The sequence below is a fragment of the Janthinobacterium salmonicoloratum genome (assembly GCF_051380845.1).
Lineage (GTDB): Bacteria > Pseudomonadota > Gammaproteobacteria > Burkholderiales > Burkholderiaceae_D > Janthinobacterium > Janthinobacterium lividum_F.
Genome location: NZ_JBNYXV010000002.1, coordinates 162,055 through 188,345, shown reverse-complemented (window position 1 = coordinate 188,345; position 26,291 = coordinate 162,055). Strand labels below are relative to the sequence as shown.

Below are 26,291 nucleotides of genomic sequence, written 5' to 3'. Positions count from 1 at the left end.
TTTTAAAACACAGCCAATATTCCTGTTGGCATGGTTTTGTGATGTTGCCTGGACTTACTGGCGCGCATTGCGCAGATTGCCCGGCATCACCCCGGTGCTGAAGTTGCTGCGCCACGGATTGATATCGAGGCCGCCACGGCGCGTATAGCGTGCATACACGGACAGTTTTTGCGGCTTGCACTGGCGCAAGATATCGACAAAGATGCGCTCCACGCATTGCTCATGGAATTCATTGTGCTCGCGGAAACCGATCAGGTAGCGCAACAGGCTTTCCTGGTCGATCTGCGGTCCCGCATACGTGATCTGCACGCTGCCCCAGTCGGGCTGGCCCGTCACCAGGCAATTCGACTTGAGCAGGTGCGAAACGAGTTTTTCTTCCACCGGTGCTTCATCCAGCGCCGCCTTCAAGAGCAGCGGCGAGGGCGTGTATTGCGTGATTTCCAGGTCCAGGCGGTCGAGCAGCACGCCGTCGAATTCGCCCATTTTCAGCTTGCCGAAATCTTCCTGCAAGGTCAGTTCCACTTGCACGGGCGCGCCGAAACCGTTCGACAAATCCTGCTTGAGCAGGGCCAGCAGCGCATCCGGGCTGTCCAGTTTGGTCTGGTTGAACGAGTTCAGGTACAGCTTGAACGATTTCGATTCGATGATGTTGGGCGAATCGGCCGGGGCGCTGACCTTGGCGATGGCCACCTGCGGCTTGCCGCGCTGGTTCAGCCACGACAGTTCGTAGGCATTCCAGATATCGAGGCCGAAGAACGGTAAGGTGCCGTGCAATTCCAGCTCGTCGCGCTTGCCTTGGCGCGGAATCGGAAACAGCAATTCCGGCGCGTAATCGGTGCGGTAGGCGGAGCTTTTGCCCAGGGGAGATTGTTCGGCGAGATCGTTGGTGGTGGTCATGGTGGCGTGGCTACAAATTCTGTGAAGGGTGAATGGTAGCTTATTTCAACCCAACGGCAAGGACCGGGGTCAGACCCGACGGGTCTGACCCCAGCATTTGCAGTTGGGTTACTGCGCCATTTACCCCAAGAATAATTTATACACAGGATTGCTGCTTTCATCCCAGTAACGGTAGCCCAGGGTATCGAGGAAGCGGGCAAATTCTCCCATCTCGTCGGGTGGCACTTGCAGGCCGATCAGGATACGGCCCACGTCGCCGCCCTGGCTGCGGTAATGGCACAGGGAAATATTCCAGTTCGGCGCCATGCTGTCGAGGAAGCGCATCAGCGCACCGGGGCGCTCGGGGAATTCAAAGCGGTACAGCAGCTCGTCCTGGGCCAGCCGGCTCTTGCCGCCCACCAGGTGGCGGATGTGCGACTTGGCCAGCTCGTCGTGGGTCAGGTCCAGGGTCTTGAATTCATGCTCTTCGAATTTCTTCGCCAGTACGCTCGACTCATGCCGGTCGGCAATCTGGATGCCGACGAATACGTGCGCGGCTTTTTCATCGCTGATGCGGTAGTTAAATTCCGTCACGTTGCGCGCGCCGATGAGCGAGCAGAAGCGCTTGAAGCTGCCCCGCTGTTCGCGCATGGTGACGGCAAACACGGCTTCGCGGAATTCACCCAGTTCCGCCCGTTCCGCGACGAAGCGCAGGCGGTCGAAATTCATGTTCGCGCCGCTGGCGATGGTGATCAGGGTTTCATTGTTGACGGGATGCTTGGTCAGGCTGGCCCGTTCCACATAGGCCTTGGCGCCTGCGATGGCCAGCGCGCCGGACGGCTCCAAGATGGAACGCGTATCCGTAAACACATCCTTGATGGCGGCGCAGATGGCGTCCGTGTCGACGGTGATGATTTCATCGACATACGCCTGCACGAGGCGGAAGGTTTCCTCGCCGGCCAGGCGCACGGCCGTGCCGTCGGCGAACAGTCCCACATCGTTCAGGGTCACGCGCTCTCCCGCTTTCAGCGAACGGGCCATGGCATTCGAATCGACGCTTTGCACGCCGATGATCTTGATGTCGGGGCGAATCTGTTTCACATAGGCGGCAATGCCGGCGATCAAGCCACCGCCGCCGATGGGGGCGAAGATGGCGTGGATGGGGCCGGCGTGCTGGCGCAGGATTTCCATGCCGATCGTACCCTGGCCGGCGATCACGTCCGGGTCATCGAACGGGTGCACGAAGGTCAGCTTCTGTTCCTTTTCCAGGGTCAGCGCATGGTTGTAGGCATCGGTATACGACTCGCCGTGCAGCACCACTTCCACGTTGACGCCGCCGCGTCCCTTGACCGCCTCGACTTTCACCAGCGGCGTGGTGGTTGGCATGACGATGACTGCGCGGCAACCCATGCGCGCGGCCGACAGGGCCACGCCCTGGGCATGGTTGCCGGCCGAGGCGCAAATCACGCCGCGCTTGCGGTCCGCTTCGCTGAGCTTGGACATCTTGTTGTAGGCGCCACGAATCTTGAAGCTGAACACGCTTTGCATGTCTTCGCGCTTGAAGTAAATCTGGTTGTTCAGGCGCTGCGACAGGGCAGGGGCCAGTTCCAGCGGCGTTTCGGTAGCGACGTCATAGACGCGGGCGGTCAGGATTTTCTTGAGGTAGTCGATGTTCATAATCTGCAAGCAAGTGATTCTGGGCCAGAAAGGGTCTGGAGCGTGTCGGGCGATAGCGGCGGCACCGCGGCGGATAGCCTGGCGACAATAATGCTCTGTGGAACTGCGGGCGGGTATGCCTTTGCCGGTCGGCGCGGATTGTGCGGCGCCCAGGCTGCTCTTCATTATAATGGAGAGCCTTACTGCATCGCGAAGTGTTCCATGATCGAATCCGCAATCGCCTGGCTGCTGCAACTGATCGCAGCGCCGGAAGTCGGGCTGACATCGGTCTTTCTGATCAGCTTTATTTCCGCCACCTTGTTGCCGCTCGGCTCGGAACCGGCCGTCTTTGCCGTCATCAAGGCCAATCCCGCGCTGTTCTGGGCCGCCATCGGCGTCGCCACCCTGGGCAATACCCTGGGCGGTGTCGTCGACTACTGGCTCGGCTACCGGGCCAAGCAGGCGTTCGCCAAGGAGCGCGACACGCGCTGGTTCCGCTGGCTGGCCCGCTATGGCGCCAAGACCATGTTGCTGGCCTGGCTGCCCATCGTGGGTGACCCGCTGTGCACCCTGGCCGGCTGGCTCAAGCTGCCGTTCTGGCCCAGCGTGGCCTACATGGCCATTGGCAAGTGCGCGCGCTACCTGACGATGACGGGCTTGCTGTTGTTTGTGCCCGATGGCGTATGGCACAGGATTGGACAAATGCTGGCGTAAACGGCAGGCAAACGGGCGTAATGCAACGTCAATTTGCCCCATTTTTGGGCAGTTCGATAGTTTGCAGCACAGTCTGATTCTTGGCATTTTTGCGTAAAAAAATCACGAAAACTGGTTTTTTATTCACACATAAGAAGGCTTTTCCGTATTTGCTATGGTGGCGGATGAGGTGCTTAAACCTTAGGCGGGCTAAGGCTGTTCCCGCATGGTGCGGCGCAATAAGATAAAATGGGCCTTTAGGGTCCAGTCCACATCGTCACCACACTCCATGAACGCTCCCGCACAACTCCAAGCTTTACTGGCAGAAACGCCCAATGGTCCCGCAGCAAGCCGCCTGCGCGAAATCCCGTATAACTACACGTCGTTTTCTGATCGCGAGATCGTCATACGCCTGTTGGGGGAGGACTCCTGGCGCTTGCTCGACGAGCTGCGCGGCGCCCGCCAGACGGGTCGTTCTGCCCGCATGCTGTACGAGGTGCTGGGCGACATCTGGGTCGTGCGCCGCAATCCCTACCTGCAGGATGACTTGCTCGACAATCCAAAGCGCCGCCAGGGCTTGATCGATGCCTTGCATCACCGCCTGGCTGAAGTTGACAAGCGCCGCCTGTCCATCGATGCGGCCGGCGGCGACGCGCTTGCTGCCGGTGAAGCGCCGGAAGTGGCGCAAGCGCGTAGCCAAAATGTGGAGCTGTTGCTGAAAGCAGCCAGCAAGGCCGTGGCCGATTTCGGCGACGAATTCCGCAAGACCTACGATTTGCGCAAGCGCACGGTCAAGGTGCTGGGCCGCTACACGGAAAAGCACAATGTGCGCTTCGATGGCATGACGCGCGTGTCGCACGTGACCGACGCCACCGACTGGCGCGTGGAATACCCGTTCGTCGTGCTGACGCCTGACACGGAAGAGGAAATGGCCGGCCTGGTGAAAGGCTGTATCGAGCTGGGGCTGACCATCATCCCGCGCGGCGGCGGCACCGGCTATACGGGCGGTGCGATTCCCCTGACGCCGATGTCAGCCGTCATCAATACGGAAAAACTCATTACCCTGGGCGCCGTGGAAATGACGGTCTTGCCCGGCCTCACGCACGAATACGCGACGATCAATTCGGGCGCGGGCGTGATCACGAATAAGGTGTCGGAAGCGGCGGAAAAGGCCGGCTTCGTCTTCGCCGTCGACCCGACCTCGGCGCACGCCTCTTGCATCGGCGGCAACGTTGCCATGAATGCCGGCGGCAAAAAGGCCGTGCTGTGGGGGACGGCGCTCGATAACCTGGCCTCGTGGCGCATGGTCGACCCGAATGGCGATTGGCTCGACGTCACCCGCCTCGACCATAATCTGGGCAAGATTCACGATATCGCGCTGGCACGTTTCCAATTGGAATGGCGTCACCCGAGCACGCGCGACGCGACAAAGCCGAACGCACCGTTCAAGACGGAAATCCTGGAAATTCCAGGCCGCAAGTTCCGCAAGGAGGGCCTGGGCAAGGACGTGACGGACAAATTCCTCGCCGGCTTGCCGGGCATCCAGAAGGAAGGCTGCGACGGCCTGATCACGTCGGCGCGCTGGATTCTGCACAAGATGCCGAAATTCGCCCGTACCGTCTGCCTGGAATTCTTTGGCCAGGCGCGCGACGCGATCCCGTCGATCGTGGAAATCAAGGATTACCTCGACGGCTTGCCGGCCAAGGGCGAGCAATACACGAGCATCCGCCTGGCGGGCCTTGAGCATTTGGACGAGCGCTACCTGCGCGCCGTCGGCTACGCCACCAAGTCGAAACGGGGCGTGCTGCCGAAGATGGCCCTGTTTGGCGACATCGTCGGCGACGATGAGAATGCCGTCGCGCAAGCGGCATCGGAAGTGGTGCGCATCGCCAATACGCGCGTGGGCGAAGGCTTTGTTGCCGTCAGCGCGGAAGCGCGCAAGAAATTCTGGCTTGACCGTGCCCGCACGGCGGCAATTGCCAAGCACACCAACGCGTTCAAGATCAATGAAGACGTGGTGATTCCCCTGAATCGCATGGGCGAATACACGGATGGCATCGAGCGCATCAATATCGAACTGTCGATCAAGAACAAGCTGCAACTGGCCGATGCCCTCAGTGAATTCTTTGCCAAGGGTAACTTGCCAATTGGCAAGAGTGACGATGCGTCGGACGATCGGGTCGACGACGCGGAAATGCTGGGCGACCGCGCCGAGCAGGCGCAGCAACTGCTGGCGCAAGTCACGGCACGCTGGACCTATCTGCTGGCCCAGCTGGACCGTCCGCTGGCGGACGTGAAGGGCGAGCTGGCCGAGCTGGGCATGGAACGTTTGCTGCCCGTGTTCGATGCACGCCTGGAAACGCAGCCCACCGCCACCCTGTTCGACGTGGTGCAGGACCGCACCGTGCGCATTACCTGGAAGCAAGAGATCCGCGCGCAGCTGCGCCAGATATTCAATGGCGCCGCCTTCAAACTGATCCTCGACGAGGCGACCGCCATCCATGCGCGCATCTTGCGTAGCCGCGTATTTGTCGCGCTGCACATGCATGCGGGCGACGGCAACGTGCACACCAACTTGCCCGTCAACTCGGACAACTACGAAATGCTGCAGGACGCCCACGAAGCCGTGGGCCGCATCATGATCCTGGCGCGCTCGCTGAATGGCGTCATTTCCGGCGAGCATGGCATCGGCATTACCAAGCTGGAATTTTTGACGGAAGAAGAGATCGGCGAATTCCGCAGCTACAAGCAGCGCATCGATCCGGAAGGCCGTTTCAATAAAGGCAAATTGCTGAACCTGCCGGGCATGGGCGCCGACTTGCGCAATGCCTACACGCCATCGTTCGGCCTGATGGGCCACGAGTCGCTGATCATGCAGCAAAGCGATATCGGTGCCATCGCCGACAGCGTCAAGGATTGCTTGCGTTGCGGCAAGTGCAAACCCGTGTGCTCGACCCACGTACCGCGCGCCAACTTGCTGTACTCGCCACGCGACAAGATCCTGGCGACGTCGTCCCTGATCGAAGCCTTCCTGTACGAAGAACAGACGCGCCGCGGTATTTCCATCAAGCATTGGGAAGAGTTCGAAGACGTGGCCGATCACTGCACGGTATGCCATAAATGCGTCACGCCTTGCCCCGTCAACATCGATTTCGGCGACGTGTCGATGAACATGCGCAACTTGCTGCGCAAGATGGACAAGAAGAGCTTCAATCCGGGCACCAAGGCCACGATGATGTTCCTCAACGCCACCGATCCCGTGACCATCAACGCCACGCGCAAGGTCATGATCGGCTGGGGTTACAAGGCGCAGCGCCTGGGCCACGATTTGCTGAAGAAGTTTGCCAAGAAGCAAACCAAGGCGCCGCCGCCATCCACAGGCAAGCCGCCCGTGAAGGCGCAGGTGATCCACTTCATCAACAAGAAGATGCCGGGCAACTTGCCGAAGAAATCAGCGCGCGCGCTGCTCGACATCGAAGATGATAAAGTCATCCCGATCATCCGCAATCCGAAGACAACCACGGCCGATACGGAAGCCGTGTTCTACTTCCCCGGTTGCGGTTCGGAGCGTTTGTTTTCGCAAGTGGGCCTGGCCACGCAAGCGATGCTGTGGGAAGTGGGCGTGCAGACTGTCTTGCCGCCGGGCTACCTGTGCTGCGGTTATCCGCAGCGGGGCGCGGGCGAGTTCGACAAGGCCGAGAAGATGATGACGGACAACCGCGTCCTGTTCCACCGCATGGCCAACACGCTCAATTACCTGGACATCAAGACGGTGCTCGTGTCGTGCGGCACCTGCTATGATCAGCTGGCAACGTACCAGTTTGAAAAGATTTTCCCCGGTTGCCGCATCATGGATATCCATGAGTATTTGCTGGAGAAAAACGTCAAGCTGGAAGGCGTCAACGGCACGCGCTATATGTACCACGAGCCATGCCACAATCCGATGAAGCTGCAAGAGTCGGGCAAGACCATCAACTCCCTGATCAGCACGGTAGACAACGTGAAGATCGAGAAGAATGACCGTTGCTGTGGCGAATCGGGTTCCCTGGCCGTCACGCGTCCCGATATTTCCACGCAAGTGCGTTTCCGCAAGGAAGAAGAGATGGTCAAGGGCGCCGACAAGCTGCGCGACGACGGGTTCACGGGTGAGGTGAAAATCCTCACCAGCTGCCCGTCGTGCCTGCAAGGCCTGTCGCGCTACAATGATGATTCGGGCACGACTGCCGACTATATCGTCGTCGAGATCGCCAAACACTTGCTGGGAGAGAACTGGATGCCGGATTACGTGAAACGCGCCAATGACGGTGGCATCGAACGGGTACTCGTGTGATGTCCACGCGCTGCGATCTGTGCAATTTGCTGGATGGCTACGCCAACAAGCAGGGTCTGGAGACCTTGCTGTGGCGCAGCGAGCGCTTGTCCGTCGTGGCCGTCGACGATCCTGCCTATCCCGGCTTTTGCCGCGTGATCTGGAACAAGCACGTGAAGGAAATGACGGATCTGACGCCGGGCGAGCGCAACTATGTCATGGAAGTCGTGTGGCAAGTTGAGCTGGCCGTGCGCGAAGTCATGCAGCCGGAAAAGGTCAATGTGGCCAGTTTCGGCAACATGACGCCGCACGTGCACTGGCACGTGATTCCCCGCTACCGCGACGATGCGCATTTCCCCAATCCCAGCTGGGCGGTGATCCAGCGTGAGACGGCGCCCGAGGTGCTGGCCGCGCGCCGCGCCCTGTTGCCGGCCTTGCGCGACGCCATCATTCAACGTTTATCCGCATAAAGTATTGTCATGACTGAAAAAGTAGCAATGTCCCAACCCACCGGCTTGACCGTGCACAACCAGTCGCGCGTGCTTGACGTGGCTTTCGATGATGGCAGTACGTTTGCGCTGCCGTTCGAATACCTGCGCGTGTATTCGCCATCGGCCGAAGTGCAGGGCCATGGCAAGGGCCAGGAAACCTTGCAATTAGGAAAACGCCTGGTCGGCATCACGGGTCTGGAGCCGGTAGGCAACTACGCCGTGCAGCCAACCTTCAGCGATGGCCACAATACCGGCCTGTACACATGGGCCTACCTGTACAAGCTGGGCGCGCAGCAAGCGACCCTGTGGCAGGATTACCTGGACCGCCTGACGGCAGCTGGCTATCCGGGCGACAGCGGCCGAGACGCCAAGGCCGACATGACGGTCAAGCAATCTTCCGGCCACGTTCACGGCCCGAGCTGCGGGCATCAACATTAAGCTAAAAAAATAATGCGGTAATCTTGTCGGATTGCCGCCGCCCCGTTCGTCGTATGAATGCCCGCGCTTGCGGGCATTTTTCTTTTGGAGAAGAGACTATGGAATACATGATCCTGATCTACGCCGACGAGGCGCGCTATGCCGCCATGGACGAGGGCCAGATGGCCAACCTGATGGCCGACTTTGCCAGCTATACGCAAGCTCTGGAAGCGGCCGGCGTGCTGCGCGGGGGCGCGGAGCTGGCGCCCGTGCGCAGCGCCACCAGCGTACGTGTACAAAACGGCAAGCCAGTCATCACGGATGGACCGTTCGCGGAAACCAAGGAGCAACTGGGCGGCTACTATCTGCTAGCCTGCGCCAACCTGGACGAGGCGCTGGCCTGGGCCGGGCGTTGCCCGGTCGCCTCCCTGGGCACCATCGAAGTACGGCCTGTCACGGCCTGAGCATGGCCGGCGACGCCCTGTCGGTCGTCGAGCACGTCTTTCGCCAGGAGCGGGGCAGGGTGCTGGCGGGCCTGATGCGGCGTTTCGGCGACCTTGGCCTGGCGGAAGATGTGTTGCAGGAAGCATGCCGCAAGGCGCTGGAACTGTGGCCGCGGACGGGTATCCCGTCCAATCCCGCCGCCTGGCTCAGTTCGGTGGCGCGCAACGCGGGCCTCGATCACGTGCGCCGCGCGGGCAAGAGCGTCGTTGATGCCGAGGCCGTGCTGTCGCGCCTGCCCGCATCTGCGATTGAAGATACGCAGCCCATCGAGGACGACCGTTTGCGCCTGCTGTTTATTTGCTGTCATCCCGCGCTGGCGCCGGAGGCGCAGGTGGCGCTGGCCCTGCGCACCCTGTGTGGCTTGTCCACGGCCGAAATCGCGCGCGCCTTCGGCCTGGCGGAAGCGGCCCTGTCGCAGCGGCTATTGCGCGCCAGGCGCAAGATCGCCGAAGCGCGCATCCCTTTCGAGTTGCCGCCGGCGCAAGAACTGCCGCAACGGCTGGCGCAAGTGCTGCACGTGATTTACCTGGTCTTCAGTGAAGGCTATTGCGCCAGCGAGGGCGATAGCCTGCTGCGCGCGGACTTGTGTGCGGAAGCGCTGCGCCTGGGGCGGCTGCTTGATAGCCTGCAGCCCGGCCAGCCGGAAGTGCTGGGTTTATTGGCACTGATGCTGCTGCAGGCGTCGCGGGGCCCGGCCCGTTTGTCGTCCGAAGGATATTTGCTGACCCTGGAAGAACAGGACCGGCGCCTGTGGGATGAAGCCCTGATTGCCGAGGGACTGGCCGTGCTGGAGCAGGCCTTGCCGGCGCGCGCGCCAGGGCCATACCAGTTGCAGGCGGCGATTGCCGCCTTGCACGCCAGGGCGGCTGCGGCCAGCCAGACGGACTGGCGCCAGATCAGCGCCCTGTATGGCGCCTCGTTGCGGCACAAGCCGGAGCCATTAATCTTGCTCAATGCCGTGATTGCCTGCGCGATGGCGCGTGGCGCCGAACACGGCGTGGCGTGGCTGGCGCGCCTGGAAGCCTTGCCCAGCCTTGCCAACTCGCATTATCTGCACGCGGCCCGGGCCGACTTGCTGCGCCGCCAGGGCGACCGCTCCGGCGCGCTGGCGGCGTATGCCCGGGCGGCAATGCTTGCCGCGAATGCAGTGGAAAGGCAATACCTTCTCCGGCGTCACGGGGAAATGCGCCTGCCGCTTGTATAATGCTCCCAAGTTCAAACAGACTGCCTACCATGACCAATACGACCCATTTCGGATACAAAACAGTTGCAGAAGACGACAAAGTGCGCGAAGTCGCCAAGGTGTTCCATTCCGTCGCTGCCAAATACGACGTGATGAACGACTTGATGTCGGGCGGGCTGCACCGTCTGTGGAAGACGTTTACCATTGCCAACGCGGGCGTGCGCCCCGGTTTCAAGGTGCTCGACATCGCCGGCGGCACGGGCGACCTGTCGAAGGCGTTCGCCAAGCAGGCGGGTCCTACCGGCGAAGTCTGGCTGACCGATATCAATGAATCGATGTTGCGCGTAGGCCGCGACCGCCTCTTGAATCGCGGCTTGCTCACCCCCACCTTGTTGTGTGACGCGGAAAAGTTGCCGTTCCCCGATAACTATTTCGACCGTGTCAGCGTGGCCTTTGGCCTGCGCAACATGACGCACAAGGATGTGGCGCTGGCGGAAATGCGCCGCGTGCTGAAACCGGGCGGCAAGCTGCTGGTGCTGGAGTTTTCCAAGGTGGCAGCTCCCCTGCAAAAGCCGTACGACCTGTATTCGTTCTCGGTCTTGCCGTGGTTCGGACAGAAGATCGCCGGCGATGCGGAAAGCTATCGCTACCTGGCCGAATCGATCCGCATGCATCCGGACCAGGAAACCTTGAAGACGATGATGGAAACAGCGGGCCTGGAGCGCGTGCAGTACTACAATTTGACGGCAGGCATTGCCGCTTTGCATACCGGCATCAAGATGTAATGCATCAATGTTGCTGATTTTAGGAGATGAAATGAAATTGAAGAAATTTATGGTCGGCATGATGCTGGCCGCGACCACGGTATCCATGCTGGGCGAGGCGTTGGCCCGTCCCATGGGCGGTGGCCGTTCGTTTGGCCGCCAGTCGCAAAACGTGGGCCGTCAGGCGCCTGCGCCGGCGCCAACCCCGGCGCCAGCCGCCGCACCACGCCAGGCGCAACCTGCGCCGGCCCCTGCACCGGCGCCTGCCGCCAAGGCACCGAGTCGCTGGAAGGGCTTGCTGGGCGGCGCTTTGCTGGGCCTGGGCCTGGGCGCGCTGCTGTCGCATTTCGGCCTGGGCGGCGCCCTGGCCAGCATGATCAGCACCCTGCTGATGGTGGCTTTGCTGGCTGGCGTGGCCTTCTTCATTTACCGCATGGTGCGTGGCAAGCGCGACAACAATACCAGCGGCAATGCGCCGTTCGCGGGCTTTGGCAACCAGCCTGCGCCGGCCGGTAACGTGCCCGACATCGGTTCGCGCATTCCACCGCTGCCGCCGCTGCAGCCCGTCTCGTCGGGCGTCGGCCTGGACAAGCCGGCACCGGCTGCCGCGCCATGGGGCGTGCCTGCCGATTTCGACAAGGACGCCTTCCTGCGCCACGCGAAAAGCAATTTCATTCGCCTGCAAGCGGCCTGGGACAAGGCCGACGTCAACGATATCCGCGAATTCACGTCGCCGGAAGTGTATGCGGAACTGCGCATGCAAATTCAGGAACGGGGCGCGCAGCCGGACTTCACCGATGTCGTCACCATCGATGCCGAACTGCTGGGGATCGAGACGAGCGTCAACGATTACCTGGCCAGCGTGAAGTTTACGGGCCTGATCCGTTCGGCGCCTGGCGCGGCAGCGGAACCGTTCGCGGAAGTGTGGAATATGTCGAAACCCGTCAGCGGCAATAGCGGTTGGGTCTTGGCCGGCATCCAGCAATTGAATTAATTGTCAAAACTTGCTGAATAATGGCTTAAGTCCATGCCGAATGCATGATGCTTAACAGATATTTCCTGCTGAACTGGTAAGATCGAAACCGCCCATGTTGTTTTACGGGCGGTTTTTTCTTTTTAGGGGCGCGCCTGGCGCGCTGTATATAGATGGCACCACTTTCCGATCTTTCCCTGATGACGCCCGTCATCGCGACAATCAACCATTTGCTGGCGCAAGAGCCGTGGGCGCGCCAGCAGTTGGCCGTGCACGCCGGCAAGCTGGCCTGCATCGACACGGGCGCCGTGGCCTTGCGCCTGCGCGTCGACAGCGCCGGCATGCTGGAAGCGGCGCCAGCCGACATGCCGGCCAACGTCACCATCCGCGTGAAATTGTCCGATGTGCCGCTGATCCTGCAAAACCGCGAGCGGGCGTTTTCCTACGTCAAGATCGAAGGCGATGCCGAGTTTGCCAATGCGATTTCGCAATTGAGCAAGGGCTTGCGCTGGGAAGCCGAGCACGACCTGGAAAAGGTCGTCGGTCCCATGCTGGCCACGCGCCTCGTTTCCGGCGCGAAAGATGCCGCCGCCTTTGTCCGCACGGGCCAGCAAAAGCTGGCGGAAAATGTGGCTGAATATTTTCTCGACGAACAGCCCATGCTGATCCGTCCTTCCACCCTGCAAGAGTATTCCGCTGGCGTGACGCGCGTGCGCGATGACGTCGAACGCCTGGCCAAGCGCCTTGCCCGGTTGGAAAAGGCGGCCGCCGCCCTCCAGCCGCAGTCCTCCTCACCGGATTTGTCTACATGATATTGAAATTCCTGCGCCTGTTTAAAATCATCCGTGTTTCCATCAAGTACGGCCTGGATGAGATAGCGATTTCTGGTCTGCAAGTTCCCCGCACCGCCAAATTGATCGACACCCTGATTTTCTGGCGCGACCTGTCGTCGCCGCGGGGCTTGCGCCTGCGCCTGGCGCTGGAAGAGCTGGGCCCGATTTTCGTCAAATTCGGCCAGGTGCTGTCGACCCGGCGCGACCTGATGCCGCCCGACATCGCCGAAGAACTGGCGCGCCTGCAAGACCGGGTGCCGCCTTTCGATTCCGACCTGGCCATCGCACAGATCACCAAGTCGCTTGGCGCGCACCCGGATCAACTGTTTGCCCGCTTCGAGCGCGAGCCCGTGGCGTCCGCTTCGATTGCCCAGGTGCACTTCGCCACCCTGAAAGATGGCCGTGAAGTGGCCGTGAAGGTCTTGCGTCCAGGCATGAAAAAGCTGATCGACGAAGACGTGGCCCTGATGCACATCGCCGCCGACTGGACCAGCCGCCTGTGGGCCGACAGCAAGCGCCTGAAACCGAAAGAGGTGGTGGGCGAGTTCGACAAATACCTGCATGACGAGCTGGACTTGATGCGCGAGGCGGCCAACGCCAGCCAGCTGCGCCGCAACTTCGCCAATTCGGACTTGCTGATGGTGCCGGAAATGTACTGGGATTACTGTTCCAGCAGCGTCATCGTGATGGAGCGCATGGTTGGGATTCCCGTCTCGCAGACCGACCGCCTGGTGGCGGCTGGCGTGGACTTGCGCAAGCTGTCCAGCGATGGCGTGGAAATTTTCTTCACGCAAGTGTTCCGCGACGGCTTTTTCCATGCGGACATGCATCCCGGGAATATTCTCGTGTCGATCGCCCCCGAATCGTTTGGCCGCTATATCGCGCTCGATTTCGGCATCGTGGGAACGTTGAACGACTACGACAAGGATTATCTGTCGCAAAACTTCCTCGCCTTCTTCCGCCGCGACTACAAGCGCGTGGCAGAGGCGCACATCGAATCGGGCTGGGCGCCGAAAGACACGCGCGTCGATGAGCTGGAAGCGGCTGTGCGGGCCTGCTGCGAGCCGATCTTCGACCGTCCGCTGAAGGATATCTCGTTCGGCCAGGTGCTGCTGCGCCTGTTCCAGACCTCGCGCCGCTTCAATGTGGAAGTGCAGCCGCAACTGGTGCTGCTGCAAAAGACGCTGCTCAATATCGAAGGCCTGGGCCGCCAGCTGGACCCGGAACTGGACCTGTGGCAAACGGCCAAGCCCTACCTGGAAAAATGGATGAGCAACCAGGTGGGGCCGCAAGGCTTCATGGAGCGCCTGCGCGCCGAGGCGCCCCGCTATGCGCATATCTTCCCGCAACTGCCGCGCTTGCTGCACCAGGCCTTGACGGTGCATGGCGAACCGCGCGAAAACGACGTGGAATTGATGAAAACCTTGCTGGCAGAGCAACGCCAGACGAACCGTTTGCTGAGCTTTATCGTGTATTTCGTGGGCGCCTTTGCCCTCGGTGCGCTGGGCTTGCAAGTGTTCATGCGCTGGCATCAACTGCCGTTTTAAAGGCTGAGGACGTAAGTGATGGCTGACTTCAATACCCGCGATCCGCTCTCGCCCGCCTTCTGGGACGAGCGTTTCGAGAAGCAATTTACGCCCTGGGACCAGGGCGGCGTGCCGTCGCGCCTGCGCAGCTTTGTTGCCGGCAGTCCGGCGCCGCTGCGCTGCCTGATTCCCGGCTGCGGCTCGGCCTATGAACTGGTCTTCATGCTCGATCACGGCTGGGATGCCACGGCCATCGACTTTTCCCCGGCCGCCGTGGCTGCCGCGCGCGCCGTCGTCGGCGAGCGGGCAGGGCAGGTGGTGGAAGCCGATTTCTTTGCCTGGGAAGCTGTTGCGCCGCTGGACCTGATCTATGAACGGGCTTTCCTGTGCGCCATGCCGCGCGCCATGTGGCCACAGGTGGTGGCCCGCTGGGCGCAGCTGCTGGCGCCGGGCGCCATGCTGGCCGGTTACTTTTTCTTTGACGACAATGCCAAGGGACCGCCATTTGGCATCTCTCGTGAGAAACTGCAGGAATTGCTGGCGCCGCATTTCGATTGCCTGGCCGACGAGGCCGTGGACGATTCCATTGCCGTCTTCGCCGGCAAGGAGCGCTGGATGAGCTGGCGCCGCCGGGCGGACTGAGCCTGACAGGCCGAGTGAGCGGGCATTTTCCGCTGGGAACGGCGGAAAAGCTTTATAATTCAGGGTTTTTGATGATTTTCTCGGAGTAGAGATGCCGATTTACGCTTACCGTTGTGACGAGTGTGGTTTTGCCAAGGATGTCTTGCAAAAGATCTCCGATCCAGTACTGACGGTGTGCCTGTCGTGCGGCAAGCCCAGTTTCAAGAAACAATTGACGGCCGCCGGTTTCCAATTGAAGGGCACTGGCTGGTACGCGACCGATTTTCGCGGCGGCACGGCGCCCACCACGGCCATTCCGACGGGTCCGGCCGATGGCGCCAAGCCCACCCCGGCCGCCGAGAGCGCGCCTGCTGCGGCGGCTGCCCCCGCCCCGGCTGCGGCTGCACCGAAAGCGGACTGAAAAGCGCGCCGCGCCGATATGTTCCATTACCGAGAAACCGATGCGTAAATACTTTATTACCGGATTGCTGATTTTGGTTCCCTTGGCCATTACCGCCTGGGTCTTGAATCTGGTGATCAGCACGATGGACCAGTCGCTATTGCTGGTGCCCGGCAGTACGCAGCCTAGCGTATGGTTCGGCCGCAAGGTTCCCGCGCTGAGCACCATTCCCGGCCTGGGCACGGTATTGACGGTACTGATCGTGTTCTTCACGGGCTTGCTGACCAATAATCTGGTCGGCAATTACGTGGTGAAACTGTGGGAAAAATTGCTGCAACGCATACCCATCGTCAACTCCCTGTATTCGAGCGTCAAGCAAGTGTCGGATACCCTGTTTTCCCCGTCGGGCAATGCCTTCCGCAAGGCCGTGCTGGTGCCGTATCCGCACCAGAACTCCTGGACCATCGCTTTCCTGACCGGCGTGCCGGGCGGCGATGCGGCGAACCACCTGGTGGGCGACTATGTCAGCGTGTATGTGCCGACGACGCCGAACCCGACATCGGGCTTCTTCCTGATGATGAAGCGCAGCGATGTCGTCGAACTCGACATGAGCGTCGATGCGGCGCTCAAATATATTGTCTCGATGGGCGTGGTGGCGCCTGCGGAAGTTGTTGCTGTACCGGCCCCGGCAGCCAAAGAATAAAGGCAGGCGTCCCATGCGGGACGTGGCCGGATTGAACACTCACTAACCTGAACTGAGAATTTTATGTCTATGCGTACTGAATACTGCGGCCTCGTTACCGAAGCCATGCTGGGACAAACCGTCAGCCTGTGCGGCTGGGTACATCGCCGCCGCGACCACGGCAGCCTGATTTTCATCGACTTGCGCGACCGTGAAGGCCTGGTGCAAATCGTCTGCAACCCGGAACAAGCGGAGATGTTCAAGGTCGCCGAAGCCGTGCGCAACGAATTCTGCCTGCGCGTGACGGGCGTCGTGACCAACCGTATCGAAGGCACCATCAACAACAACCTGAAGTCCGGCAAGATCGAAGTGGTCTGCTCGGAGCTGGAAGTGCTGAACCCTTCCGTGCCCGTGCCGTTCCAGCTGGACGACGACAACCTGTCGGAAACGACGCGTTTGACGCACCGCGTGCTGGACCTGCGCCGCCCGCAAATGCAAAACAACCTGCGCCTGCGCTACAAGGTGACGATGGAAGTGCGCAAGTACCTCGACGCGCTGGGCTTCATCGACATCGAAACGCCGATGCTGACCAAGTCCACGCCAGAAGGCGCGCGCGATTACCTGGTGCCGTCGCGCGTCAACGCGGGCAGCTTCTTCGCCTTGCCGCAATCGCCGCAATTGTTCAAGCAACTGTTGATGGTCGCCAACTTTGACCGTTACTACCAGATCACCAAGTGCTTCCGCGACGAAGACTTGCGCGCTGACCGCCAGCCTGAATTCACGCAGATCGACTGCGAAACCTCGTTCTTGACGGAACAGGAAATCCGCGACCTGTTCGAAGATATGATCCGCGTTGTCTTCAAGAACACCTTGAACATCGACTTGCCGAACCCGTTCCCGGTGATGGATTTCGCCGAAGCGATGGGCTTGTACGGTTCCGACAAGCCGGACATGCGCGTCAAGCTGGCCTTCACGGACTTGACCGAAGTCATGAAGTCGGTCGAGTTCAAGGTCTTCAACGGCGCCGCCAACATGAAGGGCGGCCGCGTGGTGGCCCTGCGCGTACCGCAAGGCGGCAGCATGCCCCGTTCGGAAATCGACGCCTACACCCAGTTCGTCGCCATCTACGGCGCCAAGGGCCTCGCTTACATCAAGGTCAACGAGAAAGCCAAGGGTCCTGAAGGCTTGCAGTCGCCGATCGTCAAGTTCCTGCCTGCCGACGTGCTGGCCACGATCCTCGAGCAGACCGGCGCGCAAGATGGCGACCTGATCTTCTTCGGCGCGGACAAGGCCAAGGTCGTCAACGACGCCATCGGCGCGCTGCGCGTGAAAATCGGTCACAGCGAGTTCGGCAAGAAAGCCGGCCTGTTCGAGGACGTGTGGAAGCCATTGTGGGTGGTCGACTTCCCGATGTTCGAGCACGACGAAGAAGCGGACCGCTGGACGGCAACCCACCATCCGTTCACGGCGCCGAAAGACGGCCATGAAGACATGCTGGAAAGCGATCCGGGCGCCTGCATCGCCAAGGCCTACGACATGGTCTTGAACGGTTGGGAACTGGGCGGCGGTTCGATCCGTATCCACCGCGAAGAAGTGCAAAGCAAGGTTTTCCGTGCACTGAAGATCGACGCCGAAGAAGCGCAGCTGAAATTCGGCTTCCTGCTCGACGCCCTGCAATACGGCGCGCCACCGCATGGCGGCCTGGCATTCGGCCTGGACCGTATCGTGACCATGATGACGGGTTCCGAATCGATCCGCGACGTGATCGCCTTCCCGAAAACCCAGCGCGCGCAAGATTTGCTGACCCATGCGCCGTCGGAAGTGGACGAGAAGCAATTGCGTGAACTGCACATCCGTTTGCGCAGCGCCGAGCCTAAAGTAGTGTAATGAAGCATGCGGCTGCCCAGGCGGCCGCTGTTTGATCCGCTATGCAAAAAAAAGGCGCTGTTGTGGCGCCTTTTTCATTGTTGATATGACTCATAAAATTCCTGTTTCCGTGCTGGTCGTCATCCATACGGCTGACCTTGACGTCTTGCTGATCGAGCGCGCGGGCCAACCCGGTTTCTGGCAATCGGTGACGGGTTCCGTCGATGCCGTCGACGAAGCGCTGCTGCAGACGGCCGCGCGCGAATTGGCTGAAGAAACCGGCATCGTTGTCGATGGTCACGAGATCGTGCTGCGCGACTGGAACTTGTCGAATGTGTACGAGATCTATCCGATCTGGCGCCACCGCTATGCGCCCGGCGTGACGCGCAACACGGAACACGTGTTCAGCGTGCAAGTGCCGCGCGACATCGCCATCACCCTGAGTCCGCGCGAACACTTGCAGTACGCGTGGCTACCCTATCTGGCGGCGGCCGACCGCTGTTTCTCGTCGTCCAACGCGGAAGCGATTTTGCAATTGCCGGCCATGACGGGCCTGGCGCGTCCCACCTGATTTTCCTAGAAAGCATTCCATGTTGAACTGGTTACATTTGACAACGCAGCAAAAACTGCTGGGCACCGTGGGCATCGTTTTTTGCCTGTGCTTTATCTTCCTGCTGTTTAGCTCCACCGTGCCCGGCCGCACGCCGCCCATCGGCATGCCGCTGATGGCAATCGGCTGGCTGCTGCACCCGGGCGCGTTTGCCAAGGGCAAGCGCACCGTCGCCTGGCGCGGCGCACCGTTGCTGGTCAAGATCGTCTGGGCGGCCGGCATCACCGCGCTGATCGTCAGCGTGACGGCGGGCGTGGGGCGCATGCTGGCCTGATTGTGCGTGTAGGTGCGCACGCGCACCTACGCTGGCGCCGCGCGGGGCCCGTCTGGGAGTAGAATCAAGGCATGAAAATCCGCGTAGCAACTTATAATATTCACAAGGGTGTCTCCTCCGTGCGGGGCTTGCCCAGGGTTCACGCATTGAAGCAGGCGATCGCTCTCTTCAATGCCGATGTCGTCTTTTTGCAGGAAGTGCAAGGCAAGCATGACCGCAATGCGGCCCGCTTTGGCGCCGAAAAAAACGGCCACAAGCATTGGCCGGAAGCGTCGCAGCATGAATTCTTTGCCGGCGCCGAGCACCATTCCGCGTATGGCATGAATGCCGTGTATGACCATGGCCACCATGGCAATGCCTTGCTCAGCAAGTTCCCCATCGCCTCGCAAATCAACCACGACGTCTCCGACCATGCCTACGAGCAGCGCGGTATCCTGCATTGCGTGCTCCAGACACCGCAGGCCGACGTGCACTGTTATGTGGTGCACCTGGGCCTGTTCGAATCGGGACGGGGGCGCCAGGCGCAGGCGCTGATCGACGCCGTTATGGAATCGGCGCCGAACGGCGAACCCGTCATCATCGCCGGCGACTTCAACGACTGGCGCAATACGCTTAGCGACAAGCTGCGCAATGCGCTCGGTGTGGTGGAAGTGTTCGACCAGCGCGCATCGAACTCGGCGCTGGGCGACCTGGTGCGGACCCTGGCGCGGCGCCAGACGAAGCCACCCGTGCCCGTACCGGCGCGCACCTTTCCCGCCGCCTTGCCATGGTTCCGCCTGGACCGCATCTATGTGCGTGGTTTCCACGTGGAAGGCGCGCAAGTGATGCATGGCACCTTGTGGGCCAAACTGTCGGACCACGCGCCGATCGTTGCCGCTTTAAAACTCGCGTAGACTGCCGGCATGCGCACAGTCAATTTTATCGCCCACAACGACATCAAGCTGCTGTATTGCGGCACCGATTACTTTCCTGCCCTGATTGCGGCCATCGACGGCGCGCGCTCGGAAGTCTATTTCGAAACGTATATCTTTGCCGACGACGCCACGGGCACGCTGGTGCTCGATGCGCTCAAGCGTGCCGCCGCGCGCGGCGTGCTGGTGTGCATGATCACGGACTGGTTCGGCACGGGCAACCGCAGGGTCAAGGCCATGCATGCGCAGCTGGAAGCGGCCGGCGTGCACCACCGCATCTTCAATCCGTGGTTCCGGCGCGGCATCACGCGCACGCACCGCAAGATTTGCGTGGCCGATGGCGAAATTGCCCTGGTGGGCGGTATCAATATCAACGACGACATGTTTTGCGACTACGACCACAACATCAGCCTGGAAGCGCCGCGCTGGGACTTTGCCGTGCAGGTGAAGGGCCCGCTGGTGGACGCCATCCATGAAGAGGCGCATGCGCAGTGGGCGCGATTGGGGAAAATGAACCTGGTGCGGCGTATCAAGCTGTATCGCAAGATGCGCGTCGTCAGCAAGGAGCTGGCGAAAACCCCTGTCGTGGCCGGCTTTGTCGTGCGCGACAACCTGCGCAACCGCCGTACCATCCAGCGCGCCTACCTGCAGGCGCTGGGCCAGGCGCGCAAGAGCGTGATGCTGGCCAACCCGTATTTCGCGCCCGGGCACAAGCTGCGCCATGCGCTGGCCCAGGCGGCCCAGCGGGGTGTCGACGTGGTCTTGTTGATCGGCGTTGGCGAGTTCCGCATGCAAGATGCCGTGGCGCACTCGTTTTACCCGAAACTGCTGGCTGCGGGCGTGAAAATCGTCGAATACCGCAAGACGCAGCTGCACGCCAAGGTGGCCGTGGTCGATGATGACTGGGCGACGGTCGGCTCCAGCAATATTGACGCGCTGAGCCTGTTCCTGAACCAGGAAGCGAACGTGGTCATCAAGGACGTGGCGTTCGCGCAAAGCCTGCGCCAGCATATCGAGCAGGGCGTGGCGGACGGCATCGTGATTCACCAGGATGATTTCAAGCACATCGGCCGCTTCCGGCGTATCGGCTATGAAGCCGCCTTCCTCGTGTACCGGCTGGTGATGCGCATTTTTTCAGTAGGCAAGTACGCATGAACGAGATGACAACGGTAAGGCTGGATAAATGGCTGTGGGCGGCGCGCTTCTTCAAGACGCGCTCGCTGGCCAGCGAAGCTGTCGACACGGGTAAAGTAAAAGTGGGCGGCGAGCGCGTGAAACCGGCGCGCAGCCTGCGCGTGGGCGACGAGCTGGCCATTGACAATGGCGCGGAGACATGGGAAGTGGCCGTGCTGGGCCTGTCCGACAAGCGCGGCGCGGCGCCCGTGGCGCGCTTGCTGTATGGGGAAACGCCGGCCAGTATCGCGCGCCGCGAGCAGCTGGCCGAGGAGCGCAAGCTGTTCCGCGAGCCGGGCACCACCATCAAGGGGCGGCCGACCAAGCGCGACCGCCGTCAACTGAGCAAGGCAGGCGACCTTTCCTGAAGTTTTCCTGTCGTGGGAAGGCAAGGGCGCGCGATGCTTTTGCCTCCCGAAATCGCTACAAACACGCAGTCAAAAAATGCTGCGCTGCACCAATAGAACGCCGGCTCTAAAGTTCCCGTTTGACTTTTACGTGGTAGTGGATAATAGTACGAGCGTTCGGATTTTTTCGGAGCGTGCTTTTTTTTACCCTCGCTTCAGTCCGCCAAATCGGCAACATCACTTTTAGAACGGACATCTTGAATACTTCAGTCAAATTCATGCGCAAGGGCGAACTGACCCGTGCAGCCATCCTCGACGTGGCGCTGGACCTGTCCAGCCGCGACGGCCTGGAAGGCCTGACCATTGGGCTGCTTGCGGACAAAATGAACATGAGCAAGTCGGGCGTGTTTGCCCACTTTGGCTCGCGTGAGGACTTGCAGATGGAAGTGCTGAAGCTTTACCACTATCGTTTCGAGCAAGAAGTCTTTTTCCCCAGCATGAAAGAACCACGCGGTATCCAGCGCCTGCAATCGATGTTTGCGCGCTGGGTCAAGCGGGTCAGCGTGGAAATCGCTTCCGGCTGCATCTATATCAGCGGCGCCGTCGAGTATGACGACCGTCCCGGTCCCATCCGCGAAGCCCTGGTGGCCATGGTACGGGCCTGGCAGGGCGCGCTGCTGCGCTGTGTCGAGCAATCGATCGCCACGGGCGACCTGAAAGCGGACACGGACGCGCAGCAGCTGGTGTACGAGATGTATGGCCTGATCCTGGCCCTGCATCACGACGCGCGCTTCCTGCGCGTGCCGGGCAGCATCGAACGGGCGCAAGCGGGCTTTATCCGTCTGCTGGCGTCGTACCAGAATTCTGTCACAAACAAATAAGCTGTCAGGCAGTATCCGCAATAACGCACACGCATTACAAGTACAACACTTTAGCTAATCGCCTTCAGGAGAAAATTATGGGTCAATACGTCGCGCCAATCCGGGATATGCAATTCGTCCTGCATGAGTTCCTGCAAGTGGAAGAAGAACTGAAGCAAATGCCGTCGTACGCCGACGTCGACGCCGACATCATCAACCAGGTGCTGGAAGAGGGCGGCAAATTCACCTCCGAAGTATTGTTCCCGCTGAACCACTCCGGCGACCGCGAAGGCTGCCATCATGACCCTGTCACGAAAAGCGTGACCACGCCGAAAGGCTTTAAAGAAGCTTACAAGCAGTACGTCGAAGGCGGCTGGGCGGCCTTGGCTTGCGATCCGGAATACGGCGGCCAGGGCTTGCCTGTCGTGCTGAACAATTCGTTCTATGAAATGCTGAACTCGTCGAACCAGGCCTGGTCCATGTACCCTGGCCTGTCGCACGGCGCCTACGAGTGCCTGAAGGAACACGGCACCGACCACCAGAAGGAAGTCTACCTGCCGAAACTGGTGTCGGGCGAATGGACGGGCACCATGTGCCTGACCGAACCGCACTGCGGCACCGATCTGGGCCTGCTGCGCTCGAAAGCGCTGCCTGAGGCGGACGGTTCCTGGACCATCACCGGCAACAAGATCTTCATCTCGGCCGGCGAGCACGACATGGCGGAAAACATCTTGCACCTGGTGCTGGCCCGCGTGCCGGACGCACCGGAAGGCTCGAAAGGCATCTCGCTGTTCCTGGTACCGAAATTCCTGCCGAACGCGGACGGCACGGTCGGTGAGCGCAACCCGATCACCTGCGGCGCCATCGAAGAAAAAATGGGCATCCACGGTAACTCGACCTGCCAGATGAACCTGGACGGCGCGAAAGGCTGGATCATCGGCCAGCCGAACAAGGGCCTCAACGCCATGTTCGTCTTCATGAACGCGGCCCGCCTGGGCGTGGGCATGCAGTCGCTGGGCCTGACGGAAATCGCTTACCAGAACGCGCTGATCTACGCCAAGGACCGCACGCAAATGCGTTCGCTGTCCGGCATCAAGAACCCGGAACTGCCGGCCGACCGCATCATCGTGCACCCTGACGTGCGCCGCATGCTGTTGACGGGCAAAGCCTACGCCGAAGGCGCGCGCGCTTTCACCTCGTACGTGGCGCTGCAGATCGACCGCGAACTGCACCATCCTGACGCCGACGTGCGCAAGGAAGCGGCCGACGAAGTGGCGTTGCTCACGCCCGTCATCAAGGCCTTCATCACCGACAACGCCTGGATCGCCACCTCGGACGCGATGCAGGTATTCGGTGGCCACGGCTACATCTCGGAATGGGGCATGGAACAGTATGTGCGCGACGCGCGCATCAACATGATCTACGAAGGCACGAACACGATCCAGTCGCTGGATCTGCTGGGCCGCAAGATCCTGGGCGACAACGGCGCCAAGCTGCGCAAGTTCGGCGAAAAGATCAAGGCCTTCGTCGAAGACAACGGCACCGATGAAGCGATGAGCGAATTCGTCACGCCACTGGGCGACCTGGGCGACAAAGTCACCAAGCTGACCATGGAAATCGGCATGAAGGCCTTCCAGAATCCGGACGAAGTGGGCGCGGCATGCGTGCCTTACCTGCGCGTCGTCGGCCACATGATCTACAGCTATCTGTTCGCGCAGATGGCCAAGATCGCCCTCGAAAAAGAGTCCAGCGGCGACAAGTTCTACACCGCCAAACTGGCTACCGCACGTTTCTACTTCGCCCGCTTGCAGCCTGAGACGGCAACCCTGATCCGTCAGGCGCGTTCCGGTTCGGCCAACCTGATGGCACTCGACGCAGACCTGTTCTAAGACTTGAGGAAAATATGACCAATTTCATCGTTAAAAAAGTAGCCGTCCTCGGCGCCGGCGTGATGGGCGCGCAGATCGCCGCCCATTGCATCAACGCGAAAGTGCCGGTCGTGCTGTTCGACCTGCCTGCGAAGGAAGGTCCGAAGAATGGCATCGTGCTGCGTGCCATCGAGAACCTGAAAAAGCTGTCGCCTGCGCCACTGGGCAACAAGGATGACGCCGCGCTGATCCAGGTGGCCAACTACGAAGACAACCTGGATCTGCTGGCCGGTTGCGACCTGATCATCGAAGCCATCGCTGAGCGCATGGACTGGAAACACGACCTGTATCAGAAGGTCGCTCCGCACATCGGCCCGAACGCGATCTTCGCCTCGAACACCTCGGGCCTGTCGATCACCAAGCTGGCCGAAGGCTTCGACGCCGACCTGAAAGCGCGCTACTGCGGCGTGCACTTCTTCAATCCGCCGCGCTATATGCACCTGGTCGAGATCATCCCGACCGAGTTCACCAAGCCTGAGATCAGCGACCAGCTGGAAGGCTTCCTGACCACCACCCTGGGCAAGGGCGTGGTCCGCGCCAAGGATACGCCGAACTTCATCGCCAACCGCGTTGGCGTGTTCGGCATCCTGGCCATCGTGCACGAAGCTGAAAAATTCGGCTTGTCCGTAGACGTCGTCGATGACCTGACCGGCGCCAAGCTGGGCCGCGCCAAGTCGGGCACCTTCCGCACGGCGGACGTGGTCGGCCTGGACACGATGGGCCATGTGATCAAGACCATGCAGGACTACCTGCCTAACGATCCGTTCGCCGCCGTCTACAAGACGCCGGCCGTGCTGGCGCAGCTGGTGGAAAAAGGCGCGCTGGGCCAGAAGAGCGGCGCGGGCTTCTACAAGAAAGTCGGCAAGGATATCTTGCGACTGGATTTCGCCACCGGTGAATACGTGGCTGGCGGCGCCAAGGCTGCCGACATCATCGCCCGCATCCTGAAAGAAAAGGATCCGGTCAAGAAGATGAAGGCGCTGCGCGAATCGACGAATCCGCAAGGCCAGTTCCTGTGGGCGATCTTCCGCGACGCTTTCCACTACATCGCCATCCACCTCGACACCGTGGCCGACAATGCGCGCGACATCGACTTCGCCATGCGCTGGGGCTTCGGCTGGAACGTCGGTCCGTTTGAAACGTGGCAGGCATCGAACTGGCTGCAAGTGGCCAACTGGGTCAAGGAAGACATCGACGCCGGCCACGCGCTGTGCAATGCACCGCTGCCAGCCTGGGTCTTCGAAGGCCCGGTCGCTGAAAAAGGCGGCGTGCATACGCCGGAAGGTTCCTACTCCGCCGTGTCGAACAGCTTCGTGCCCCGTTCGACCCTGTCCGTGTATGACCGCCAGCCATTCCGCGCGCCAGTACTGGGCAGCGGCGCCATCGACGGCAAGACTGCCGGTACCACCGTCTTTGAAGACGAGTCCGTGCGCGTCTGGCATACGGGCGACGACGTCCTGATCATCTCGTTCAAGACCAAGATGCACGTGATCGGCGAAGGCGTGATCAATGGCCTGAAACTGGCGCTGGCCGAAGCCGAGAAGAATTTCAAAGGTTTGGTGATCTGGCACGCCGACGCAGCCGAAGGCGGCGCCTTCTCGGCCGGCGCCGACCTGCAATCGGCCCTGCCAGCATTCATGCAAGGTGGCGTGAAAGCCGTCGATCCGATCATCGCCGAACTGCAGAATACTTTCATGTCGCTGAAATACGCGAACGTGCCGGTGATCGCCGCGGTCGCTGGCCTGGCACTGGGTGGCGGTTGCGAACTGGCGCTGCACGCATCGAAGCGCGTGGCCTCGATCGAGTCCTACATCGGCCTGGTGGAAGTGGGCGTGGGCCTGATTCCAGCCGGTGGCGGCTTGAAGGAAGCGGCGCAGCGCGCCTACAAGGAAGCCAAGGGTAACGATATCCTGCAATTCCTGAAAACGGGCTTCACCAATGCGGCCACCGCCAACGTGTCGAAATCGGCGCTGGAAGCCAAAAAAATGGGCTACCTGAAAGAAGACGACGTGATCGTGTTCAACGCCTACGAGCTGCTGCACGTGGCCAAGGTCGAAGCGCGCGCCATGTTCGACGCCGGCTTCCGTCCAGCGCTCCCTTCGCTGATCCAGGTCACGGGCCGTTACGGCTGGGGCACCATCAAGGCGCAGCTGGTCAACATGCGCGACGGCGGCTTCATTTCGGCGCACGATTTCAAGCTGGGCGAGATGATCGCCGAGATCGTATCGGGCGGTGACGTGGACCAGGGCAGTTTCGTCAGCGAACAGTGGCTGCTGGATATGGAACGCAAGGCATTCCTGGAGCTGTTGAACCATCCGAAAACCCAGGAACGGATCATGGGCATGATGCAGACCGGTAAGCCGGTACGCAACTAAGCCTTACGTCGATGACGAT

24 protein-coding genes are annotated in these 26,291 nt (G+C 60.9%); 22 read left to right on the top strand and 2 right to left on the bottom strand.

The genetic code is table 11. From position 1 onward, the window contains the following. Nucleotides 1–54: 54 nt before the first annotated feature. Together queF and ilvA are read right to left on the bottom strand one after the other, a co-directional pair. Nucleotides 55–897, bottom strand: coding sequence for an NADPH-dependent 7-cyano-7-deazaguanine reductase QueF (queF, locus tag ACQ4WY_RS14005; RefSeq protein ID WP_436504640.1), 843 nt, complete (start codon nucleotides 895–897; stop codon nucleotides 55–57). Between the two features lie 120 nt (nucleotides 898–1,017). Beyond that, nucleotides 1,018–2,553: a threonine ammonia-lyase, biosynthetic gene (ilvA, locus tag ACQ4WY_RS14000; RefSeq protein WP_353659103.1), complete on the bottom strand. Its 1,536-nt coding sequence runs from the start codon at nucleotides 2,551–2,553 to the stop codon at nucleotides 1,018–1,020. Nucleotides 2,554–2,754: 201 nt separating this feature from the next. Between ilvA and ACQ4WY_RS13995 the strand changes: the two genes are divergently transcribed. The 22 genes from ACQ4WY_RS13995 to ACQ4WY_RS13890 all read left to right on the top strand — a co-directional run bounded on the left by ACQ4WY_RS13995 (nucleotide 2,755) and on the right by ACQ4WY_RS13890 (nucleotide 26,272). Then, nucleotides 2,755–3,246, top strand: coding sequence for a YqaA family protein (locus ACQ4WY_RS13995; protein WP_436504639.1), 492 nt, complete (start codon nucleotides 2,755–2,757; stop codon nucleotides 3,244–3,246). Between the two features lie 268 nt (nucleotides 3,247–3,514). Further along, nucleotides 3,515–7,555, top strand: coding sequence for a DUF3683 domain-containing protein (locus ACQ4WY_RS13990; RefSeq protein ID WP_436504638.1), 4,041 nt, complete (start codon nucleotides 3,515–3,517; stop codon nucleotides 7,553–7,555). Then, nucleotides 7,555–8,004 carry an HIT family protein gene (locus ACQ4WY_RS13985; RefSeq protein WP_353659100.1) on the top strand — a complete coding sequence of 150 codons (450 nt, stop codon included), beginning with the start codon at nucleotides 7,555–7,557 and terminating at the stop codon, nucleotides 8,002–8,004. Before ACQ4WY_RS13990 ends, ACQ4WY_RS13985 begins: the two co-directional genes overlap by 1 nt. Nucleotides 8,005–8,031: 27 nt before the next feature. Continuing rightward, nucleotides 8,032–8,463: a gamma-butyrobetaine hydroxylase family protein gene (locus tag ACQ4WY_RS13980; RefSeq protein ID WP_436504637.1), complete on the top strand. Its 432-nt coding sequence runs from the start codon at nucleotides 8,032–8,034 to the stop codon at nucleotides 8,461–8,463. Nucleotides 8,464–8,561: 98 nt separating this feature from the next. After that, nucleotides 8,562–8,906 carry a YciI family protein gene (locus ACQ4WY_RS13975; protein ID WP_436504636.1) on the top strand — a complete coding sequence of 115 codons (345 nt, stop codon included), beginning with the start codon at nucleotides 8,562–8,564 and terminating at the stop codon, nucleotides 8,904–8,906. A 2-nt stretch (nucleotides 8,907–8,908) separates the two neighbouring features. Then, complete coding sequence (locus ACQ4WY_RS13970) at nucleotides 8,909–10,150, top strand: RNA polymerase sigma factor (RefSeq protein ID WP_436504635.1); 1,242 nt, start codon at nucleotides 8,909–8,911, stop codon at nucleotides 10,148–10,150. Between the two features lie 29 nt (nucleotides 10,151–10,179). Further along, the gene (ubiE, locus tag ACQ4WY_RS13965; protein WP_034753359.1) at nucleotides 10,180–10,914 is read left to right on the top strand and encodes a bifunctional demethylmenaquinone methyltransferase/2-methoxy-6-polyprenyl-1,4-benzoquinol methylase UbiE; all 735 of its coding nucleotides are present in this window, start codon (nucleotides 10,180–10,182) and stop codon (nucleotides 10,912–10,914) included. A gap of 31 nt (nucleotides 10,915–10,945) precedes the next feature. Further along, nucleotides 10,946–11,887: a Tim44 domain-containing protein gene (locus ACQ4WY_RS13960; protein WP_353659096.1), complete on the top strand. Its 942-nt coding sequence runs from the start codon at nucleotides 10,946–10,948 to the stop codon at nucleotides 11,885–11,887. A gap of 152 nt (nucleotides 11,888–12,039) precedes the next feature. Next, entirely contained in the window at nucleotides 12,040–12,678 is a 639-nt protein-coding gene (locus tag ACQ4WY_RS13955) for a ubiquinone biosynthesis accessory factor UbiJ (RefSeq protein ID WP_353659095.1), read from the top strand. Continuing rightward, entirely contained in the window at nucleotides 12,675–14,246 is a 1,572-nt protein-coding gene (gene ubiB, locus ACQ4WY_RS13950) for a ubiquinone biosynthesis regulatory protein kinase UbiB (RefSeq protein WP_353659094.1), read from the top strand. Before ACQ4WY_RS13955 ends, ubiB begins: the two co-directional genes overlap by 4 nt. A gap of 18 nt (nucleotides 14,247–14,264) precedes the next feature. Continuing rightward, on the top strand, nucleotides 14,265–14,867 hold the full coding sequence (locus tag ACQ4WY_RS13945; RefSeq protein WP_436504634.1) for a methyltransferase: 603 nt from the start codon (nucleotides 14,265–14,267) through the stop codon (nucleotides 14,865–14,867). Between the two features lie 91 nt (nucleotides 14,868–14,958). Beyond that, complete coding sequence (locus tag ACQ4WY_RS13940; protein WP_436504633.1) at nucleotides 14,959–15,267, top strand: FmdB family zinc ribbon protein; 309 nt, start codon at nucleotides 14,959–14,961, stop codon at nucleotides 15,265–15,267. A gap of 40 nt (nucleotides 15,268–15,307) precedes the next feature. Next, entirely contained in the window at nucleotides 15,308–15,949 is a 642-nt protein-coding gene (locus ACQ4WY_RS13935; protein WP_353659091.1) for a DUF502 domain-containing protein, read from the top strand. A gap of 69 nt (nucleotides 15,950–16,018) precedes the next feature. Continuing rightward, the gene (gene aspS / locus ACQ4WY_RS13930; RefSeq protein ID WP_070221635.1) at nucleotides 16,019–17,815 is read left to right on the top strand and encodes an aspartate--tRNA ligase; all 1,797 of its coding nucleotides are present in this window, start codon (nucleotides 16,019–16,021) and stop codon (nucleotides 17,813–17,815) included. A gap of 85 nt (nucleotides 17,816–17,900) precedes the next feature. Further along, a complete protein-coding gene (gene nudB / locus ACQ4WY_RS13925) occupies nucleotides 17,901–18,365 on the top strand; it encodes a dihydroneopterin triphosphate diphosphatase (RefSeq protein ID WP_436504632.1) in 465 nt (154 codons plus the stop codon). A gap of 19 nt (nucleotides 18,366–18,384) precedes the next feature. Beyond that, on the top strand, nucleotides 18,385–18,678 hold the full coding sequence (locus tag ACQ4WY_RS13920; protein WP_353659089.1) for a hypothetical protein: 294 nt from the start codon (nucleotides 18,385–18,387) through the stop codon (nucleotides 18,676–18,678). A gap of 71 nt (nucleotides 18,679–18,749) precedes the next feature. After that, nucleotides 18,750–19,571 carry an endonuclease/exonuclease/phosphatase family protein gene (locus ACQ4WY_RS13915; RefSeq protein ID WP_436504631.1) on the top strand — a complete coding sequence of 274 codons (822 nt, stop codon included), beginning with the start codon at nucleotides 18,750–18,752 and terminating at the stop codon, nucleotides 19,569–19,571. A 9-nt stretch (nucleotides 19,572–19,580) separates the two neighbouring features. Next, nucleotides 19,581–20,744, top strand: coding sequence for a cardiolipin synthase ClsB (gene clsB, locus ACQ4WY_RS13910; RefSeq protein WP_436504630.1), 1,164 nt, complete (start codon nucleotides 19,581–19,583; stop codon nucleotides 20,742–20,744). After that, on the top strand, nucleotides 20,741–21,130 hold the full coding sequence (locus tag ACQ4WY_RS13905; RefSeq protein WP_077398991.1) for an RNA-binding S4 domain-containing protein: 390 nt from the start codon (nucleotides 20,741–20,743) through the stop codon (nucleotides 21,128–21,130). The genes clsB and ACQ4WY_RS13905 overlap by 4 nt, the downstream gene beginning before the upstream one ends. 257 nt (nucleotides 21,131–21,387) lie before the next feature. Beyond that, nucleotides 21,388–21,990 carry a TetR/AcrR family transcriptional regulator gene (locus ACQ4WY_RS13900; RefSeq protein WP_436504991.1) on the top strand — a complete coding sequence of 201 codons (603 nt, stop codon included), beginning with the start codon at nucleotides 21,388–21,390 and terminating at the stop codon, nucleotides 21,988–21,990. 77 nt (nucleotides 21,991–22,067) lie between these two features. Beyond that, nucleotides 22,068–23,858, top strand: a complete 1,791-nt coding sequence (locus tag ACQ4WY_RS13895) for an acyl-CoA dehydrogenase C-terminal domain-containing protein (protein ID WP_034753387.1) — start codon at nucleotides 22,068–22,070, stop codon at nucleotides 23,856–23,858. 14 nt (nucleotides 23,859–23,872) lie between these two features. Then, entirely contained in the window at nucleotides 23,873–26,272 is a 2,400-nt protein-coding gene (locus tag ACQ4WY_RS13890; protein ID WP_436504629.1) for a 3-hydroxyacyl-CoA dehydrogenase/enoyl-CoA hydratase family protein, read from the top strand. Nucleotides 26,273–26,291: the final 19 nt, after the last annotated feature.